This window comes from Anaerobutyricum hallii (assembly GCF_900209925.1).
In the GTDB taxonomy this organism is placed as follows: domain Bacteria; phylum Bacillota; class Clostridia; order Lachnospirales; family Lachnospiraceae; genus Anaerobutyricum; species Anaerobutyricum soehngenii.
In genome coordinates this window covers 688,698-709,159 of record NZ_LT907978.1, presented here as the reverse complement: position 1 = coordinate 709,159, position 20,462 = coordinate 688,698, and the positions used below count along the sequence as shown (strand labels likewise).

At 39.4% G+C, this 20,462-nt stretch carries 20 protein-coding genes; 1 reads left to right on the top strand and 19 read right to left on the bottom strand.

Going from position 1 to position 20,462, the window contains the following annotated elements; translation table 11 throughout:
- Window positions 1-144 precede the first annotated feature (144 nt).
- The 3 genes from EHLA_RS03170 to lgt form a co-directional block, all read right to left on the bottom strand.
- Entirely contained in the window at window positions 145-882 is a 738-nt protein-coding gene (locus tag EHLA_RS03170; RefSeq protein ID WP_021907997.1) for an ABC transporter ATP-binding protein, read from the bottom strand.
- Window positions 882-1,664 (bottom strand): ABC transporter permease, encoded by a 783-nt coding sequence (locus EHLA_RS03165; RefSeq protein ID WP_096239291.1) that lies wholly within the window; start codon window positions 1,662-1,664, stop codon window positions 882-884. Before EHLA_RS03165 ends, EHLA_RS03170 begins: the two co-directional genes overlap by 1 nt.
- 74 nt (window positions 1,665-1,738) lie before the next feature.
- Complete coding sequence (lgt, locus tag EHLA_RS03160) at window positions 1,739-2,626, bottom strand: prolipoprotein diacylglyceryl transferase (RefSeq protein ID WP_096239290.1); 888 nt, start codon at window positions 2,624-2,626, stop codon at window positions 1,739-1,741.
- A 364-nt stretch (window positions 2,627-2,990) separates the two neighbouring features.
- Here lgt and ychF point away from each other — a divergent pair, with 364 nt between their 5' ends.
- Window positions 2,991-4,088 carry a redox-regulated ATPase YchF gene (gene ychF / locus EHLA_RS03155; RefSeq protein ID WP_021908005.1) on the top strand — a complete coding sequence of 366 codons (1,098 nt, stop codon included), beginning with the start codon at window positions 2,991-2,993 and terminating at the stop codon, window positions 4,086-4,088.
- Window positions 4,089-4,178: 90 nt separating this feature from the next.
- On the opposite strand, the gene EHLA_RS03150 is transcribed toward ychF, so the two are convergent.
- The 16 genes from EHLA_RS03150 to EHLA_RS03075 all read right to left on the bottom strand — a co-directional run bounded on the left by EHLA_RS03150 (window position 4,179) and on the right by EHLA_RS03075 (window position 20,386).
- Window positions 4,179-5,219 carry a leucine-rich repeat domain-containing protein gene (locus tag EHLA_RS03150; RefSeq protein ID WP_096239289.1) on the bottom strand — a complete coding sequence of 347 codons (1,041 nt, stop codon included), beginning with the start codon at window positions 5,217-5,219 and terminating at the stop codon, window positions 4,179-4,181.
- A gap of 101 nt (window positions 5,220-5,320) precedes the next feature.
- Window positions 5,321-6,010, bottom strand: a complete 690-nt coding sequence (locus tag EHLA_RS03145; RefSeq protein ID WP_096239288.1) for a thiamine diphosphokinase — start codon at window positions 6,008-6,010, stop codon at window positions 5,321-5,323.
- 124 nt (window positions 6,011-6,134) lie between these two features.
- Entirely contained in the window at window positions 6,135-7,013 is an 879-nt protein-coding gene (gene rsgA, locus EHLA_RS03140) for a ribosome small subunit-dependent GTPase A (protein ID WP_096239287.1), read from the bottom strand.
- Window positions 7,014-7,040: 27 nt separating this feature from the next.
- Entirely contained in the window at window positions 7,041-9,146 is a 2,106-nt protein-coding gene (gene pknB / locus EHLA_RS03135) for a Stk1 family PASTA domain-containing Ser/Thr kinase (protein ID WP_096239286.1), read from the bottom strand.
- Window positions 9,147-9,151: 5 nt separating this feature from the next.
- Entirely contained in the window at window positions 9,152-9,883 is a 732-nt protein-coding gene (locus EHLA_RS03130) for a Stp1/IreP family PP2C-type Ser/Thr phosphatase (protein ID WP_021908010.1), read from the bottom strand.
- Window positions 9,880-10,917, bottom strand: a complete 1,038-nt coding sequence (rlmN, locus tag EHLA_RS03125) for a 23S rRNA (adenine(2503)-C(2))-methyltransferase RlmN (protein ID WP_096239285.1) — start codon at window positions 10,915-10,917, stop codon at window positions 9,880-9,882. The genes EHLA_RS03130 and rlmN overlap by 4 nt, the downstream gene beginning before the upstream one ends.
- The gene (gene rsmB, locus EHLA_RS03120; protein ID WP_173854257.1) at window positions 10,918-12,273 is read right to left on the bottom strand and encodes a 16S rRNA (cytosine(967)-C(5))-methyltransferase RsmB; all 1,356 of its coding nucleotides are present in this window, start codon (window positions 12,271-12,273) and stop codon (window positions 10,918-10,920) included.
- 29 nt (window positions 12,274-12,302) lie between these two features.
- Window positions 12,303-13,250 (bottom strand): methionyl-tRNA formyltransferase, encoded by a 948-nt coding sequence (gene fmt, locus EHLA_RS03115; protein ID WP_096239284.1) that lies wholly within the window; start codon window positions 13,248-13,250, stop codon window positions 12,303-12,305.
- Window positions 13,241-13,717, bottom strand: a complete 477-nt coding sequence (gene def, locus EHLA_RS03110; protein ID WP_021908014.1) for a peptide deformylase — start codon at window positions 13,715-13,717, stop codon at window positions 13,241-13,243. The genes fmt and def overlap by 10 nt, the downstream gene beginning before the upstream one ends.
- A 68-nt stretch (window positions 13,718-13,785) precedes the next feature.
- The gene (gene priA / locus EHLA_RS03105) at window positions 13,786-16,038 is read right to left on the bottom strand and encodes a replication restart helicase PriA (protein ID WP_096239283.1); all 2,253 of its coding nucleotides are present in this window, start codon (window positions 16,036-16,038) and stop codon (window positions 13,786-13,788) included.
- Window positions 16,039-16,053: 15 nt separating this feature from the next.
- The gene (locus tag EHLA_RS03100) at window positions 16,054-17,514 is read right to left on the bottom strand and encodes a UDP-N-acetylmuramoyl-L-alanyl-D-glutamate--2,6-diaminopimelate ligase (RefSeq protein WP_096241539.1); all 1,461 of its coding nucleotides are present in this window, start codon (window positions 17,512-17,514) and stop codon (window positions 16,054-16,056) included.
- Window positions 17,515-17,642: 128 nt separating this feature from the next.
- Window positions 17,643-18,254, bottom strand: a complete 612-nt coding sequence (locus EHLA_RS03095; protein WP_096239282.1) for a VanZ family protein — start codon at window positions 18,252-18,254, stop codon at window positions 17,643-17,645.
- Window positions 18,244-18,564, bottom strand: a complete 321-nt coding sequence (gene rpoZ / locus EHLA_RS03090; RefSeq protein WP_096239281.1) for a DNA-directed RNA polymerase subunit omega — start codon at window positions 18,562-18,564, stop codon at window positions 18,244-18,246. Before rpoZ ends, EHLA_RS03095 begins: the two co-directional genes overlap by 11 nt.
- Window positions 18,565-18,589: 25 nt before the next feature.
- Window positions 18,590-19,237, bottom strand: coding sequence for a guanylate kinase (gene gmk / locus EHLA_RS03085; protein ID WP_096239280.1), 648 nt, complete (start codon window positions 19,235-19,237; stop codon window positions 18,590-18,592).
- Entirely contained in the window at window positions 19,227-19,496 is a 270-nt protein-coding gene (locus EHLA_RS03080) for a DUF370 domain-containing protein (RefSeq protein ID WP_021908020.1), read from the bottom strand. Before EHLA_RS03080 ends, gmk begins: the two co-directional genes overlap by 11 nt.
- Before the next feature lie 11 nt (window positions 19,497-19,507).
- Window positions 19,508-20,386: a YicC/YloC family endoribonuclease gene (locus EHLA_RS03075; protein ID WP_021908021.1), complete on the bottom strand. Its 879-nt coding sequence runs from the start codon at window positions 20,384-20,386 to the stop codon at window positions 19,508-19,510.
- Window positions 20,387-20,462 lie beyond the last annotated feature (76 nt).

Here is a 20,462-nt window from a genome sequence, read left to right as displayed (position 1 = left end):
CAAAATTCTAAAGAAAAAGAACGATTGTCTATCAAAAAACAACCGTTCCCCTTTTTCTGTTATATGTACTCTCGGAATCTTTTTGTACTTGATTTTGTGAAAAAGACTCCGAGAGTACATTTATTTATTCTTATAACATTTAACTTATCTCATGAAATCTGTATAAACAGGAAGTACAATCTCCGGTTTATCATACATTACGATTTCTCCATCATGCATCCAGATAATCTGGTCACATAAATCTTCTAACGTAGACATACTGTGTGAAACAATAACTACCGTACGGTCTCTTTTAGAGATCAGCTCCTTCATCTTATTATAACTCTTCTTCTTAAACTTCTGGTCACCTACACTAAGCACCTCATCAATAAGCATAATCTCTGTTTCAAGAATCGCTGTAATTGAGAAAGCAAGCTTAGAATACATACCACTTGAATATGTTTTTACCGGCATATCAATAAAGTTGCCAATTCCAGCAAATTCTATGATTTCCGGCATCTTCTCCATAATGAAGTCTCTTGAGAATCCAAGGAGCATACCAGATAAAATAATATTCTCTCTTCCTGACAGTTCATTTTTAAAACCAACACCGATTGACAGAAGGGAAATGGTATGTCCATGAAGATCAATCTCTCCACTGTCTGCCGAAAAGATTCCGGCAATCGCCCGGAGCATCGTTGACTTTCCGCTACCGTTCTTTCCGGTAATTCCAAGAATCTGTCCTTCCGGAACTTCAAAAGAAACATTTCTTACTGCATGGAATATTTCCTGCTCAACTTTTTTTATTTTGAACAGATTTTCTTTAATTGAACCTGTCTTTAAACTCTTATAATCAATGCATACATTTCTTACGCTAATTGCACTGTTTCTATTCTCTTCCATTAAATCACCTTTACATAGCTGTTTTCGTTCTTATAAATCTTACGAATTCCCAACGCAGCAACAATTATACCGATAATAAACCATATAAAAAGCCACTTCACATCCGGTGCCTGACCATATAAAATGCACTTTCTAATACCACTTAACACAAGTGCCATCGGATTTCCTTTCATCAGGATTCCTGTATATTTCGCAGGTAATCTTTTCTCAATGTTATAAAAAATACCCGTCAAATAAAATACCATACGAAGAACAATATTCGTTACATTCGCTAAGTCCTGAATAAATACTCCGTAATGCATCAGATGTGTCATGCAGGCAAATGTCACTACAAACAACACGATAAATATCGGAATAACATATAATACATTCAACGTAATCGGTATCCTGAAATAAATAACCATGATCACGATAATCGCAAAAGAAAAAAGCATCTTATATCCATTAAAAAACATCTTGGATATGAGTAAAATAAACTTTGGTATATATACCTTCGTTACAATAGACTTATTATTCTTTAAAAGCTTTACACTCTGTGTCAGACATCGGTTGAAAAAATCCCAGGCGGTAATACCAAGGAAGATAAATACCGGGAAATACTGTTCGCTTGCATTAAACACAACGCCAAAAATAAACGCATAAATCAGCATAAAGCAGAATGGTTCTAACACCCACCAAATCCAGTTCAGGTAGGAATTGGCAACCTCTGATTTTAATTCTGACTTTGCAGAATAAATGGCGTAGCGATAGTGACTCTTTAAATCCTTCCAAAATCGCTTCATAACATCCTCCAGCCCATTGGCTTTTTGCTTATTTTTTGTAAAAACCTAAGGAATTATAGCATAAACAGGCGACTTTAGCAAGCCTTACTCTTTCTATGCCCAAGAACCATCCCAATCAGTCCTCCAACAAAAATACAAATACATACAACCTGTGTAACTGCTATTCCCGTATGACCGATAAGCAGCTGATCTACTCGAAGTCCCTCAATAAAGAAACGTCCTAATCCATATCCCATCAGATAAATACATAAAAGTTCTCCATCAAACTTCTTATGTTTCCGATAAATAAAGATAAAAAGCAACAGAAGAAGATTCCACATTCCTTCATAAAGAAAAGTAGGATGTACCTGAATATAAGACAGCTTCTCCCCATGAACAGTAAGTGTAACAAGATGCTTAAGGATTCCTGAACTCTCAAGTTCTGACACCCTGCCATACTGTTCAAAATACTTTAGCGGAATCTGCATAGCAAGTGGTCCGTTGGTATAACCTCCAAAAGCTTCTCTGTTGAAAAAGTTTCCCCATCGTCCCATAATTTGACCGATAAGCAGTCCCATTGTCAGCGTATCAAGCATTAAAAGCGCACTCTGCTTTTTTGCTTTTGCAAAGAGAAAAAGGACAAGAACCGCCATAGCCACGCCTCCTACAATTCCAAGTCCTCCATGTCTTAAATTAAATATCTCCGGAATATTGTCTTTATAAGAATCCCATGAAAATACAACATAATAAATTCTTGCACCAATAATCGCCGGAATCATCATAACAAGCAGGTAATCCATGTAAATTTCCGAATTCTGCCCTGTTCTTTTTGCCTCCTGTTGCGCCACCCACAAACCGACAAGAAATCCGCATGCAATGATAATTCCGTAAAACATAATCTGAAAATCCCCTATGGAGATATATCTTCCCACATGGGAAAGAACAATTCCAAGATGCGGAAATCGAATATCTGTGTACTGCATAACTTCCGTTCACTAACCTCCTGTTCTTATTAATGTACTCTCGGAGTCTTTCTTGGAGTACATATTATTTTATTTATTATATCCCTCCCAAAGAAATTTTTCAATTTAATTCACCGGAGAGAAAGGAAAAAAGAATTTCACCGAATTCTATAGTAAAACTTCTGTCTTTTTCTTGCTTTCTATGTTAGAATAATAGATTGAAATTATGAATTTAAGATGTACTCCTAAAGACTTCCATTCTTGATTTCCAGATTTTCTAAAATGTACTGGCAGAATTTTTGATGTGTACGTAATACTCACATTAATGGGATTTGAGAATAGGAAAAGCTACAGGAGTACATAAAACAACATAGGAGGAATTTTTATGAAATTAGGTATTGTTGGCCTTCCTAACGTTGGAAAGAGTACATTATTTAACTCTCTGACAAAGGCTGGAGCAGAGTCTGCCAATTATCCATTCTGTACTATAGATCCGAATATTGGTATTGTTGCCGTTCCGGATCAGCGTCTTAAAGTACTGTCTGATATGTATGATTCTGCAAAGATTGTTCCGGCTACAATTGAATTTGTTGATATCGCCGGACTTGTAAAAGGTGCTTCTAAAGGAGAGGGTCTTGGAAACCAGTTCCTTGCAAATATTCGTGAAGTAGATGCGATCGTTCATGTGGTACGTTGTTTTGAAGACAGTAATGTTATTCATGTTGATGGAAGTGTCGATCCTCTTCGTGATATCGAAACAATTAACTTTGAGTTGATTTTCTCTGATATCGAAGTATTAGACCGCCGTATTTCCAAGTCCGCACGAGCAGCTCATAATGATAAGAAGATTGCTGCAGAAGTAGAATTTTTAAAGAAAGTAAAAGCACATCTTGAAGATGGACAGCTTGCTAAAACATTTGTTACTGAAGATGAGGACGAGCAGGCATTATTAAGCGAATGTAATCTTCTTACAGATAAACCTGTTATCTTTGCGGCTAACGTTTCTGAAGATGACCTGGCAGATGATGGTGCAGAAAATCCTTTTGTACAAAAAGTCAGAGAATATGCGAAGGGCTGTGAAGCAGAAGTATTTGTTGTATGCGCTCAGATCGAGCAGGAGATCGCAGAACTTGACGATGATGAAAAAGCAATGTTCCTTGAAGATCTCGGCTTAAAAGAGTCTGGACTTGAAAAGCTCATCAAAGCAAGCTATTCTCTGCTTGGTCTTATCTCTTATCTTACTGCCGGTCCGATCGAATCAAAGGCATGGACAATCACTCGTGGCACAAAAGCTCCACAGGCAGCCGGAAAAATCCATTCTGATTTTGAACGTGGATTTATCAAAGCTGATGTTATCAGTTATCAGGATTTAATTGAAAATGGAAGCATGACTGCTGCAAGAGAAAAGGGTCTTGTACGTTCTGAGGGAAAAGAATATGTCATGCAAGACGGAGACGTTGTATTATTTAAATTTAATGTATAAAATGATAACAGGGTCAAAACAGCATTAAAAATAAAAAAAGGAAATCTTACTTGGACAAATACCTAAGTAAGATTTCCTTTTCTCTTTTCTTTACCGGATTATCACTTTTCCTTTAAATCCAGCTTTTTTGACCTGATTTTTTACATTTTTACTCTTTACATATACTTTGCATTTTTTCGGAAGACTTTTTAAATTACTCTTCTTTAAATTTACCGCATTGATATATATTTTTTTAAGATAGCAGTTTTTCTTTCCTCCAAAGTTTCCGCGAATCGTCTGAATTCTTTTTGGAAGCTTGACTGTTTTTAACTTTTTACACTTATTAAACATTGCATAGTCTAATTCACTGATTGATCTGCTAAAGCGGATTGACTGGAGGTTCTCCATGTCTCCAAACGCTTCTTCTCCGATTTCTTTTATAGAATCCGGAAGATAAATACTCTTAATGCTGTCATTTTTGTAAAAAGCACCATCTTCTATTTCTTTTACAGACTTCTTTACTTTATACTTTGTTTTTGTGCTTGCTACACTATAAAGAACTTTTCCATTCTTTGAGTAAATGTCATTATTGATTACTTTTAAATACGGATTAGCAGAAGATGCTGTAATCTTTACTTTTGGGCACTTTCTCACCGTTGGCCAGTATTTTACTTTTTTAGGAATGTAGAGGCTCTGAAGCTGTGGACAATCATAAAATTCTGTTCCGGAAACTCCTGCCGGGTCTTCAAAAATAATTGTTTTAAGCTTCTGATAGTGGCATGCTGGTTCAGAAACACGAACGCCTTTTGCAATAGTGATCTTTTCAAGTACGGCCTGATAAGAACCGGCTGCTGGTTTATATGTACGACTTGTCTCTTCTTTCCAGTCCTGCTCCCAGTCATCCCAGCTAAAGAAAGTTACTTTATAAGTATCTCCCTGATAGGAAACTTTATTTGGAATTGTTACCTCGCTCTTTCCCTGTGTTACATTCAGACTGGCTTCACATTCACCTGTCATTCGGTTTATTTCGTAATTGACTCCATTGATCTCAACCCATTTTGACTTTGCCTCTACTTTGGAAAAAGGGAAAGCTGTTGTTGCAAGTAATGCAGACAGCAGACAGGCAGAAATTGCTTTTAGTTGTTTTTTCATTATTTTTTTCCTCCTGTAAATATCATGTACTTTCAAAACTTTCACAGGGGTTATTATAGCACAATTTTTTCTAAAAACAACGCCTTTTTACACTGTCTTTTCTAATCTGTTGTTCTCATAACGATAAGATATCCACTTTGTAATCGTAAAGTAGCTTCCTTCTCCACAATTTCGTTGCTGACACCGATGCTTTCTTTGTTATAAAGGGCTGCCTGATGTAAAGGATAAGAAAATCCCTCTTCATCAATGCCTGTTACCTCTGGTGAAAATGCAATAATAGAGAAGTATTCTTTCTTTTGCTCTGTTTCGCTGCCTTTCCGATGATATTTTTTCTTATATTTTTTCTCGGCCGGACCACGAAGGATTTCTATTTCGTTATGGGCATCAACAATCTGTGCGTCGATTCCTTCATCACGTAATAATGCCAGCAGACTGATATTGGCAAGTGTATGATCATATCTCGTTCCCGTTGCTCCTAAAATGGTTACTTCTTCTGCTTTTAGGTCTATTGCATACTTCACTGCAAGATGTGTATCGGTATAATCTTTTCGTGTTGGAAATTCACGTAATGGTATTCCTTTTTGTCTGTAGTATTCTAACAATTCTAAATTTCTAAGGCTGTCAAAGTCTCCAAGGATATCTGTTGGTTCTATTCCAATCTCTTTGCAGTGTGCAAGACCAGAGTCTGCTGCAACAATATGGTCATACTGTCTTTCTCTTAAATATTCTTTGGCAAAATCCACATCTATGCTTCCGCCACTTACAATTAAAATACTCTTCTTTTTCTGCATTCCTCGATATTCCTTTCTGACTTTCTATCTTTCTGACTTTCTGTTCTTACAGAGTCACTGTTTTCCTCTTCTTTGAAATTCATATTGATAGATAGGAATCATTCATTAATTCATTACTAATTCATTACCATTTCTTCTGCTGTGCCAGTTCCTCATAAAACATACAGTAATCATCATAACGCATTTTGCTGATTTTTCCTTCTTCTAATGCTTTTTTTACTTCACATCCAGGTTCATGAATATGACAGCATCCGTTAAACTTGCATGTATTTTCATAAGGTGTAAATTCAGGAAAATAATACTTCAAATCTTCTTTTTCAATATTTTCAAGGAAAAGAGAACTAAAGCCCGGTGTGTCCATCAGGTAGGTATCTTCTCCAATATAAATTAATTCTGAATGTCTTGTCGTATGCTTTCCTCTTTTGATCTTCTCACTGACTTCCCCTGTCTCCATCTGCCTGTCCTTGCTGATGCAATTTAAAGTAGATGACTTTCCGACTCCGGAGGGTCCTGCCATAATGGTTGTCTTTCCTCGCAGAAGCTCTTCTACCTGGGTAATCCCCTCGCCTTTTGCTGCTGCCTGAAACACGACGATACAGCCGCTGTTTTCATAATCTTTTCTTAACTGTTCCTGCTGCTGTTCTGTAGAGAGGTCTGTCTTATTAAAACAGATAATTACCGGTATCTCCTGTTGCTCCATTGTGATTAAAAAGCGATTCAGCAAATGAAAGTTCGGTTCTGGTTCATGAATAGAGAAAATGACAAGCGCCTGATCCACATTCGATGCCATCGGACGAATCAACTGATTCTTTCTTTTATGAATCTTTACAAGGTTCCCTGTTTTTTCTTCTTCAGATAAAACATCAATATCTACAACGTCACCAACATTCGGTTTCATCTTTTTATTGCGGAAAATGCCTCTTGCACGACATTCATAAAGCCCTTGCTGTTCTACATATACATAATAGAATCCTCCGATTCCTTTCATAATCTTTCCTGTCATTCTTTCCTCCATAAAATATGCAAGCTTCTAATCTGAAATCGCACTTAAATTTACACTATATGTGTTATATTGTTTGCCATTTACATACATAATTACAGTTCCGCCACCTTCTCTGTCTCCCTCAAATGTAATGTTTAGCGGAAAATCATCATTGCTTACACTACTCTTTGAATAAATGGTACTTTCCCAGGAATCCTGCTTTAACACAAGCTTTATACTTCCGGAAGCCCCCTCATCAAATGGCTGTTCTTCAATATTTACGCTTCCTTCGTAACGATAACTTTCCTGTTCTCCAAGGCTTAGGACAACCGATACTTTTGTTCCTTTATCTACCGATGTTCCTGACTCAATTCCCTGAGAAATAACATCGCCTACGCCAACTTCTCCACTATAGTCATAGCTTACTGTACCAAGCTTTAATCCAACCTGATTCAGCTCTCTTTCTGCAACACTTTGTGAGACACCGATCAGCGACGGTACGGTTGTCTTTCCTACACCTTTACTGATCGTAATCGTTACAGCAAATCCTTTATTAACGATGGTTCCGCCTTTTGGACTCTGTTTGATCACATAACCTTCCTTTACGGTATCGCTTGTCGCATATGCTTTCTTTACTTTGAGTCCAGCCTTCGTTAATTCTTTTTCGGCCTTTTTCTCTGTATAATTCACCATAGCCGGTACTTCCACTTTTTCTGCAGTTGTTGTCGCATCTGCTGAATCTTTCTTACCAAGTGTAATCTTTACTGTAGAACCAATTGCAACCGCATCATCTTTATTATACTGTTGTTTTTTTACGATAAGATCACTGTCTGCACTGCTGCTTCCGTCTTCATACGCAAAGTCTGCTTTTAATCCCAGCGCTTTCATCTCATCTTCGGCCGCATTTTTCGTAAGTCCGATCAGATTTGGCATCTTTGTATATTTTGTATCCTCTGGCTTTGATTCAGTCGTTGCCTCCTTTGGTGCTTCTGTTGTTGTCTCAACCGCTGCCTGTGTCGTTCCTTTATTAGAAGATGTCCGGAATAAATGAAGAGAATTCCCAACAAGATAAAAGACGATACAGGCAACTAAAACACCGAAGGCTATCGTAATTACAAGAATCAGCTTTTCAAGCTTTGGATTCATGGATGCATCATCTTTATAATCTTCTTCCTCTTCTCCCTCTTCTTCCACTTGAGATTTCTTTTCTTCTACGTTTCTTTTTCTTTCTGTTCCTGTCAGGGATTTACGAATTTTCTCTATATCTTCTGTATTTCTCTGAATTGTCGGTGAATCATCTACTAATGGATCCACATATACATAATTACCGTCCGGAGACAAAAATACCTTCTGCAGATCAAGAATAAGTTCTGCTGCACTCTGATATCGCTGTTCCGGCTGTTTCATAGTACATTTTAAAATAATTTTTTCCAGACTGGATGGAATATCCGGGAAATAACAACGCGGCGGAGTAATTTCATCCCGCAAATGCATCAATGCGATCGCAACTGTATTTTCCCCATCAAAAGGAACCTTTCCCGTAGCCATCTCATAAATAGTGATACCAAGAGAATAAATATCACTTCTTTCATCGGCATAGCCGCCTCTTGCCTGTTCCGGTGAAAGATAACGTACCGATCCCATCGCACTTGATGAAATCGTATCATCTCCTGTTGCTGCTCTGGCAATTCCAAAGTCTGTAACTTTAATCGTTCCACTGTCTGACACCAGAATATTTTGTGGCTTAATGTCTCTGTGTATAATATGATGCTCATGTGCAGCCTGCAATCCACTTGCAATCTGAATCGCGAAATCTACGGTCTCTCTGGCACTTAACCGCCCATATCGTCTGATATAGCGTTTTAATGTCATTCCTTCCGCCAGTTCCATCACGATATAATGGATACCTTCTTCATTCCCGGCATCATAAATATTTACAATATTAGGATGAATCAATCCGGCTGTAGACTGCGCTTCCACTGTAAACTTTCGCACAAAGCTTTCATTATCACAATACTCCCGGCGCAGAACTTTGATTGCTACATAACGGTTTAATTTATGGCATCTGGCTTTGTATACATCTGCCATACCTCCGGAACCGATATGTTCGAGTATTTCATATCTTCCAGCTAAAATAGTCCCTTTTTGCAGCAATGTTTTCACCTCCCACTTCTATTCCGGGCGATGACAACCGCAATATTATCAAGGCCACCATAAAACAAAGCTTCTTCTATGCATTTACCTGCATATTCTTCTTCTGTACAATCCTCTGATAAAATCTCTTCTAGTTTTTCATCGTCTACCATATTTGTCAGTCCGTCAGAACATAATAAAAGCGAACTTCCTTCTTCCATATCAACAATGAAGAAATCCGGCTGAATATCTTCTGCCACACCTACTGCCTTTGTTATAATATTTTTCTGTGGATGATTCCGGCTTTCTGACCGGTCAATCTCGCCAGCTCGAACCAGTTCTTCCACGAGAGAATGGTCCATTGTTACCTGACGGATCTTGCCATCAAAATAATATAGCCGGCTATCTCCCACATTCATAATATATGCTGTTTTATCTACTACTGTCGCTGCTACAAATGTTGTACCCATTCCTGCATACTGTTCTTCTTTACAAGACAGTTCGTATACTGCTTCATTTACTTCATTTAAAAGTCGTTCCATAACGAGGAAGGGAAGTTCTTTCTTCTCTTTCTTCGCCAGCTCCACAAAACGGTTTACCGCATAAGAGGATGCTTTATCGCCAGCCTTATGTCCACCCATTCCGTCTGCTACAATGTAGAGATTGGGGAAACAGCCAATCGGCTCATCAGAAAAAAACAGATAATCCTGATTGACTTTTCGCTTTCTTCCAATGTCCGTCATGCCGAAAGATTTCATTCATTCCCACTCCTTTCTTTATAGCTTTTCCTTAACTGTCCGCACGCAGCCTGAATATCTCTTCCCATCTCCCTGCGGACCGTCACCTGAATATGCTGTCGTTCCAGTATATGTTTAAATGCCGTTACATTATTCTGTGTAGATTGTTCAAAATCTCTTTCTTTGATTGGATTTACCGGAATAAGATTAACATGGCAGTTCATGCCTTTCACTCTTGAAATGAGTTCTTCGGCATGTTCCTTTTTATCGTTAACTCCTTTTACAAGGCTGTATTCAAATGTAATTCTCCGGCCGGTTGTCTTCGTATAATACTTCGCAGCCTTCATCAGTTCATCCATAGAATATTTATTTGCGATCGGCATCAGTTCTTTTCGCATCGTATCATTTGGCGAATGTAAAGAAATCGCCAAGGTAACCTGCGGATTTCTATCTGCAAATTCATAAATCTTTGGTACGATTCCGCAGGTGGATACTGTAATATTTCTATGACTGATATTCAATCCTTCCGGTGAACAGAGCAGTTCAATCATACGGCATAATGATTCAAAATTATCAAATGGTTCTCCTGTTCCCATTACTACAAGATGCGATACTCTCTCCCCTGTAGCTTTCTGAATCGCATAGATCTGATCGAGCATTTCGGATGGATATAAGTTTCTTGACAATCCAAGTAACGTAGATGCACAGAAACGGCAGCCCATACGGCAGCCTGCCTGTGAAGAAATACAAACGGAGTTTCCATGTTTATACTTCATCAATACACTCTCTACCATATTTCCATCATGCAGAGAAAATAAAAACTTCTGTGTACCATCTATCTTTGATACATAATGTTCTACTTCTTCTACTCCATAAAAAGGATGCTCTTTTAAAAGCTTCTCCAGACACTTTGCCGGAACATTGCTCATCTCTTCCGGACTTCTTACCAGCTTCTGATGCAGCCATCCATAAATCTGCTTTGCCCGAAACTTCTTCTCGCCAAGTTCTACTATACAATCTGTCAGTTCTTCCATTGTCATGGATTTTAAATCCATCTATCTCGCCTCCGGTCTTTCAAATTTTGAAATGAAGAAGCCATCACAGCTATCCTTACCCGGTATCAGCTGTAAATATCCCTGACTTCCTGTTCTGCCTTTAAGGTTCTCTGGCAGATAGTCTTCTATCGATACCAGACGCATTGGTGTATTCTCTTCTATCCAGCGGATATTCTCTACATTCTCTCCCCGGTTCAGTGTACAGGTAGAGAAAATCATCTCTCCGCCTGGCTTTACATACTTCCAGATAACGGAAAGTATATTTCTTTGCAGCTGTGCAAGCTCAGAAAGCTGCTGTTGTGTCATCTGATATTTGATATCATTCTTCCTTCCCATAATGCCCAGTCCGCTACAGGGAAGATCTGCAAGAAGAACATCCACACTTTCTAAAAGACGTTCATCTTCTACAAGTGCATCCCATTGCTGTACTTCTACATTCTCATAACACATCCGGTCTTTATTCTCCTCGATCAGATCTGTCTTATATTCTGTTAAATCTCTTGAAAGAACCTTTCCGGTTCCATGAAGCCGGTCTGCCGCATGGAATGTCTTCCCGCCTGGTGCCGCACAGACATCAAGAACAAAATCGCCTTCGTTGATATCTGCAACTTCTACAGCAAGCTGTGAACTCTCATCCTGCACTGCAAACTTTCCCTGACGGAAAGCTGCAAGCTTCCCAAGATAATTCAAATGAGAAATCGTAAGGGCATAGGGAAGATAGCTTCCTCTTTCCACACTGACCCCCTCTTTTTTCAGTTCCTCTTCTAATGTCTCTGGTGTAATTACAGAAAGATTGGTACGGATCGTCAGTGGTCTTGCCTCTAAAAAAGAAGCAAACATCGTCTCTGCGGTTTGAGCACCATACTGATCGATCATGAGACGACTAAGCCATTCCGGTACAGAATATGTGATGCTCAGATACTTATCAAATTCTTTTTTGTCAGGAACAGGCAGACTATCTTTTTCTCTTACGATGGTTCGTAAAACTCCATTTACAAAACCACTGAGTCTGCCAAATCCTCTTTTTTTTGCAAGAGATACTGCCTCCGAACAGGCAGCCGCGTCTCTTACATCCATAAACAGGATCTGGTATGCTCCCATTCGCAGAAGAGAGCGTATGAGCGGCTTACACTTTCTCATTGGCGTTTTTGAATACGTATCAAGGATATAATCCAGATAAATCTTTCTCTCTGTTACTCCCTCACAAAGTCTGGTATAAAAAGCCCTGTCAGACTTTTTTTCAAACTGGTGGCGCATCAGTGTCTCTCCGATTGCAATATGAGAAAGCTTTTTATTTCTTTCAATATCAATCAGCGTATCGAGAGCTTCCGCTCTCATATCTGTCCGCTTCTCCATCTGCTTTTCCTTTCTTCTTCTCTGACCTGTCAACGATTGTTTTCATTATCTTGTCCAAGTAAAGTCCCGATTTCTACTTTATGTCCAAGTAAAAATGCCTTTACTGGCATTCTCTTTTTGCCCTGGATCTGTACTTCATTCAGTTTAAGAAGATTCTTTCCTGTCTGCACATAAAGGGCATCCGGTGTAACTTTTACAACGGTTCCCGGCTGTGCATCACTGCTTCCTTCTTCCACATCAGCATCCCAGATCTTAAGTGTCTTATCATGAAATGCAGTATACGCACTTGGCCAGGAATTCAGTCCTCTGATCAGACGTTCAATAGATACCGCATCTTTATTCCAGTCAATCTTACCTAAATCCTTTGTAAGCATTTTTGCATAGCAGCTATCTGCATCATTCTGCGGAGTCCGTACAGCTGTTCCATTCTCTAACTTTGCAAGAACATCTAATAACAGCGGACCTCCTGCCACTGCAAGCTTATCATGAAGAGATTCTCCGGTTTCTTTCGCATCAATCGGTACAACAACGTGTTCTATCATATCTCCGGTATCTAAGCCCTTTTCCATATACATAATCGTAACACCGGTTTCCTTTTCTCCGTCAATAACGGACCACTGAATCGGTGCTGCACCACGATACTTTGGAAGTAAGGAAGCATGTACATTAATACATCCATACTTCGGCATATTTAAAATGCTTTCCGGAAGAATCTGTCCAAAGGCAGCAACAACGATCACCTCTGGATCTAGTTCACGAAGGATCTGAACAAATGCTTCTTCTCTTACCTTTACCGGCTGATAAACCGGAATCTCATGTTCTAATGCCTTCTCCTTCACCGGTGAAAATGCCATCGCTTTACCGCGGCCTTTTCTCTTATCCGGCTGTGTCACGACACCGACAACTTCATGCTTCTCTATAAGAGCTTCTAATGTAGGAACCGCAAAATCCGGTGTTCCCATAAATACTACTCGCATTCTTCTTCCTCCACATCGTGATACGGCTCATTAGCTCTCTCTCCATAAAGGATACCATCAAGATGATCCATCTCATGTAAAAGAGCTCTTGCACGAAGTCCCTCTCCTTCAATAATTACAGGATTCAGATCCATATCAAAGGACTTAACCTTAACATAATCTGCTCGTGTCACACTAGCACACTTGCCTGGGATACTTAAGCATCCTTCTTCATCGGTCTGTTCTCCGGATGTTTCAATAATTTCTGGATTAATTAAAATAATTGGATCACCATCCATAACATCAATGACACAGATTCTTCTTAAAATTCCTATCTGTGGTGCTGCTAAACCAACCCCTCTTGCCTCATACATTGTATCGAACATATCCTCGATCAGTGTCTCGATTGAAGGGGTGATCTTCTGTACCGGTTTACATACTTTATTTAAACATGGATCGCCAATAAAGCGAATTTTACGAATTGCCATTTCTTTTCCTCCTCGTATTTTTAATGCACTCTCGATTATAACATCGTAAGCGCCTGTCGTAAAGTGAATTAGTAATGTGAGAGCGGGTCAAAATCAAACTGTATGGATATTCCCGCAAACATCGGATGCTTCTCTAAAACTGGCTCTAACCGTCTCTTTAAATCCAATAATCTCTCTTCTTCTTTATGTTTTAAGTAAAGAACCTGTCTATATACATCTTTAAGTTTTGAAAGACTCGCCTGTCCAGGATTTAAAATCTGTATCGGATCCATCTCTCCTGACTGACTTTGCTCTATTATCTTTTCAATACGGAGCATTGCGATGATCGACTGCGATTCATCACCGGATTGTATCAGAATGACCAGCATATGTGCACATGGCGGATAAGCCATTAATTTCCGGTATGTATATTCTTCCTTAAAGAAATTCTCATAAGAATGTCTGGCTGCAGCAACGATTGCATAATGTTCTGGAGAGTATGTCTGGATAATAACATTACCTGCCTTCTCTCCTCTTCCGGCTCTCCCGGCTGCCTGACATAAAAGCTGGAATGTTTTCTCACCACTTCGAAAATCCTGCTCGTGAAGAGACAGATCCGCTGCAAGGATTCCTACTAAAGTGACATTGGCATAATCATGCCCTTTTACGATCATCTGGGTTCCCAGAAGAATATCTGCCCTCCCGGCTGCAAAAGCAGCAAGCATTTCTTCGTGGGCATGCTTTCTTTTTGTCGTATCCATATCCATTCGGAGTACTCTGGCGGCTGGAAACTCCTGATGAAGCGCCGCTTCTACCTTTTCTGTGCCAAGACCAAATGCCGCCACATGTGGACTTTTACAAATCGGACACTGTTTTGTGAACACTTCTTCATGCCCACAATAATGACAACGCAGCTTTCCATTTCGATGATAGGTCAGTGTAACATCACAATGCGGGCACTTGATCACCTGGCCACAGGCCCGGCAGGAAACAAAACCTGCAAAACCGCGTCGATTTAAAAACAGCATGATCTGTTCTTTTCTTTCCAGACATTCCGTTATCTTTTTATGAAGTTCCTCGCTAAAAATCGAACGGTTGCCCTTTTTAAACTCTTCTCTAAGGTCAACAATCTGTGTATTAGGTAAGATTGCATTCCCAGCTCGCTTTTTTAAGGTCCATAACTGATATTCTCCGTTCAAAGCATGTGCATATGCCTCTACAGAGGGCGTAGCAGAACCCAGAACAACACTGGCTCCACAAAGCTTAGCCCGATAAATAGCGGTTTCCCTTGCATGATACTTTGGGGAAGTATCACTTTTGTAGGCGCCATCATGTTCCTCATCTATCACAATCAGCCCCAGCCGTTCTGTTGGAGCAAACAGAGCCGAACGTGCCCCGATGATAACATCCGCCTCGCCTGCCCGGATTCTCTCGCAGGCATCTGACTTCTCTCCCTTTGACATTCTGGAATTAATGACAGCAATTCGTTCTCCAAAGCGCTCATAAAAACGTCGTACTGTCTGATAAGTAAGAGAGATTTCCGGAATCAGCACGATAACCTGTCTGCCTGCCGCAAGAACTTCTTTGATTAAAGAAAGATAAACCTCTGTCTTGCCACTTCCTGTAATACCGTACAGCAGATAGGTTCTTCGCTCTCCCTTCCTGTATTCTTCTTTAAAATTATCTACGATTGCTCTTTGCTCATCATTTAAAGGCCAGCCTTGCTTTCTTGTTACAAGTTCTGGAAACGGATTTCTATACTTAATCCTTGACTCTAACTTTATAATCCCCTGTTCTGAAAGCTTTCTAAGCTCTTTCAAAGGAAAATTACACGCCTTCACCGCTTCTTCTTTTCGCATTCTTTCTTTTTTGAGCAGTGTTGATAAAAATCTTGCTCTGGCTGTAAAATGCTTACGTTCCCATTCGCAAAGTAATTGCTGTGCCGTATCTTTTTCCATAGAAAGTGTGATAAAAACTTCTTCTTTCGGTTTCATTTTTGTCTTTACCGGCAACACTGTCCTAAGTGCCTGTATCATTGTCGAACCATACTTTTCTTTTAAAAAAGACGCAACCTGGATCAATTCAGACTCTACAGAAATCCCCTCTGTATTTACCCGGAGAATTTCCTTAATCTTACTTTCCTCATAGTCTGCCTCTTGGCGAATCGCAATGACATATCCTTCCGTTTCCCGGTTTCCTCTTCCAAACGGAACGAAAACCCGACTACCTGGCTGCACTTCTTCCCATAAGGAAAGAGGCACTCTGTACTGGAATACCTTATCGAGTGCCTCATGGGAAATGTCTATAATTATGTCAGCATATCTTATATTACTGTCTCCCATAATATTTCCCTTGCTTTAATATTTACCGTCAAGAACATCCTGAACAATTTCTTCTTCGCTCATGTGATACTTCTTGCCTTCAATCTCCTGATATGTTTCATGACCTTTTCCGGCAAGAACTACAATATCGCCCGGCTGTGCGTGATGCATCGCATAGGAAATCGCTTCCCGGCGGTCAATAATAGAAATATATTCTCCGTCTGTCTTTTTCATTCCTGTTAAAATATCATCGATAATTGCCTGTGGCTCCTCAAATCTTGGATTATCCGATGTGATAATCGTAAAATCCGCAAGCTTGCCGGATACTTCTCCCATCTCATAACGACGAAGCTTGGAACGGTTTCCGCCACATCCAAATAAACTAATCAGTCTTGGAGGATCATATGCTCTTAATGTATTCAAAATACTCTCTAACGCTACTGCATTATGTGCATAATCAATAATCAATGTATAATCATATCCTGTAGGTACAATCTGTACTCTTCCCTTCACACTGAAATGACGAAGTGCTTTATTCATCTGTTCTACTGTTACACCCATATGGCCGGCAATGCAGATTGCTCCTAATGCATTATGCACATTAAATGTTCCCGGTACCCCGCAGGAAATTCTGCCTTCATATGTTCCCTTTAAATCAAAATCCACACCTAAGAAATCTCTGTCTCTCGTAAGTGCTACATCATATGCCACTAAATCTGCCTTTTCATTTAAGCCAAATGTCTCGATCTGGCAAGTGGCCTTCTTCGTAATCTCTGCAAAATGCTCATCATCAAGATTCGCATATCCATATTTACACTGTTGAAACAGCTTTGCTTTGCAAGAAAGATATTCCGCAAAATCCTTATGTTCATTCGGTCCGATATGATCGGGAGAAAGGTTTGTAAATAAGCCGTAATCAAACAGAATTCCGGCAGTTCTGTCTAACTTAAAGCCCTGTGAAGATGCCTCCATAACAACTACATCACAGTCTTCTTCTGCCATCTGTCTGAAATAGCTGTGAATATCATAAGATTCCGGTGTCGTATTATTGACAGGGATATGTTTCTCTCCAATAACAACCTCAATCGTTCCGATGACACCAACTTTATGTCCGGCTTCTTCTAATAACGCCTTTACCATATAGGTTGTTGTCGTCTTTCCCTTCGTTCCGGTAACAGCGATTGTTGTAAGTTCATTCGCCGGATAACCAAACCATGCTGCTGAAATCAATGCCATGGCATAACGAGTGTTATCTACTTTAATTACTGTTACGCTTTCCGGTACTTCTACTGCATCTTCTACAACTAAAACTGCTGCTCCCTTTTTGGCCGCCTCTGCCGCAAACGTATGTCCATCAAAAGAAGCTCCCTTAATACACAAGAAAAGACAGCCTTCTTCTATCTTTCTTGAATCATTCACTACCGCACTGACCTTTACATCTGTGCTTCCCTGTAAACATGTATACTCTATATGTTCTAATAACTGACTGCACTTCATTTCAAACGCTCCCTTCAAGTCCGGAAAATCCGCTTTTCTTCTTTCTTTTATCTTTAAATCGACATACATCGATTCTATTATCCATTATTTCATACGTATTTTTATTGTAGCTGTTTTATAAAAAAGCGTCAACATCCATCCACTCTAAAAATTTCCTGTCTTTTTCGTTTGCTCAAATAAAAATACATTCCCCAGAATAACAATGCTCCGAAAAATGCACCTGTACTGTCCACACAGACATCAAAAAAACGACAACTTCTTCCCGGCACAAAATACTGATGAAGTTCATCACTGCAGGCATACAAGGCACAAAAAACTTCTGCTCTTAAAAAAATCTTCCATTTCTTTGCTTCTAGCAATCGTTCCATGCGAAGGCAAACCCACAAATATAAATTTACAGTAATACTCAACACTGCATATTCTGAAAAATGTGCACATTTCCGAATCGGAAACTCTATGATCGCTGCGATTTCAAGCATTCTCTCTTTAGGAAACTGTTCCGGGAAAACCGAACTGACTTCACGAACAAGCCGAATGCATACTCCTTCACTTAAATGCGAGGAATGTGTGGCATCTGCTGCTGAAAAACAAAAAATCATGCATAACATAGCAATTACCAGGAATGCTGATAAAATATAGGCTGCTTTCCACTTGCCATCTGCTTTTAAAAACGTATCTTTTCTGATATAAAAAGGCAGACCCTGGATACTGGTGTCTGCCTTTTTCTTACTACTCCACATTTGTAAATGCCGGATCAACTTCTCCTAATTCTTCAAACTCTTCGTTAGAAAGATTCTCTTCATCTTCAACAACATCATCTTCTCCCGGAAGAATCTTAAGTTTAGAATCATATAATTCCTTAACAGCAATGGATAAAGGTTTCTCTCCTTCCATTCCACTTACTAAAGGTTCATCACCTGCAATAATCTCTCTTGCTCTTTTAGAAGTTGCAATAACAATAGAATAACGGCTGTTGATAACCGGTTCTTCTCCCTGTTCGCCTTCTTTATTAATCTTTTCCATTAACTCTGTATAAGATGGGTGTAACATAAAATAAGTCTCCTTTCTCTTTGTCTTATTTTTCTTTTTCGGTATTCTCTTTATATTCTTCCAAACCTTCTCGAAGGCTTGCCACAAATTCCTGTCTCTTTGTAATACGACAGGACTCGCTTTCAATAATAGAATGAATCGTATTCATACAATCTTCAAGCTTACCTTCTTCGTTGCTGACGATAAACTCATACTGTTCAATACTTTCTGCTTCTTCTGCTGCTCTTCGCATTCTCTTCTCTACGACTTCCGCTGTCTCCGTACCTCGTCCGATCAGACGGTTCTTAAGTACTTCGATTGATGGCGCTGTAATAAATAAAAGAATTGCATCCGGATACTGCTCCTTTATCTTCATCGCACCCTGTACTTCAATCTCAAGGATCACAACATGTCCTGCTTCAAGCTCGTCTTCTACAAACTTTCTTGGAGTTCCATAATAATGATCTACATACTGTGCGTATTCAATAAATCCATTATAATCGATCAGACGTAAGAAATCATCTTCTGATTTGAAGTAGTATTCTCTTCCGTCCTGTTCTCCTTCTCTCGGCTGACGGGTTGTTGCCGAAACCGAAAGACTGTATCCAAACTTTTCAACGAGAGCTTTTGATACTGTTCCTTTGCCTGCACCGGAAAATCCGGAAATTACAACTAATGTTCCCTTATCTTTCATTTTCCTCATCCTCATCACTGCGTTTATTATGGCATCTGGAAGATAACGTATCTGTCGTAAGGGCAGATAAAATAAGATGGTCACTTTCCATAACAAGCACTGTCCTTGTACGCCGTCCACAGGTGGCATCAACTGCCTTTCCTTCGTCTCTTGCATTCTGTATCATTCTTTTGACTGGCGCGGCATCTGTACTGACCATGGAAATAATCTTATCTCCATTCACCATATTTCCAAAACCTACATTAATAAAATCTGCCATTCTCTCTCCGTCTACTCTATATTCTGCACCTGTTCACGAATTTTTTCAATCTCTGTTTTTAAATCAATTGCATGATCTGACACTTCGATATCATTCGCCTTTGATAAAATAGTGTTTGCCTCTCGGTTCATCTCCTGTGCAATAAAGTCGAGCTTACGTCCGACATTACCGCCCTTTAAGAGTTCATCACGCATTCCATCAATGTGGCTCTTTAAGCGGACAGTCTCTTCATCTACACAGATCTTATCTGAATAGATAACAACTTCTGCTGCAATACGACTCTCATCTATATTAGAGTCCTCTAGAAGTTCTGCAACTTTATCTTCAAGCTTTTTACGGTATTCACTGACAATCGCCGGATACCTTTCTTCGATAAAGGTAACATTCTCTTTCATTTCATCAAGCTTTATAAGAATATCGTTTCTGAGATTCTCGCCTTCTTTTTCTCTGCTGGCAGAAAAGTGATTCGTGGCTTCTTTTAAAGCTTCCATGATCTGTTCTTTGATCGAATCCTGATTCACAGGCACATCTTCTAACGTAAGTACATCAGCAAATCTTCCAATCTGTAATGCGGTTACTTCGCTTGAAATTCCAAGCGTTTCGCCTAATCTTGTCAGTGCGGCATAATACTCTCTGCCCAGCTCTTCATTCAGGCGGACATTCACATCTTTTGCCGATAAATCTTCGTAATTTATAAAAACATCTACCTTACCACGCTGAATAGATTGTTTTAAAAAGTTCCGGATATCCGCTTCTAAATAATTAAGCTTTCTTGGAAGCTTCATATTCAGATCGCAATATCTATGGTTCACCGCTTTAATCTCCACAGTTACCTTACAGTCCTCTGACACACTCTCCCCGCGTCCGAATCCTGTCATGCTCTTAATCACTTTTCTCTCACCTCATATCTAAAAACATTATAATCCTCAAAATTTTACAAAGTCTTATTATATATGAAAAATGAAG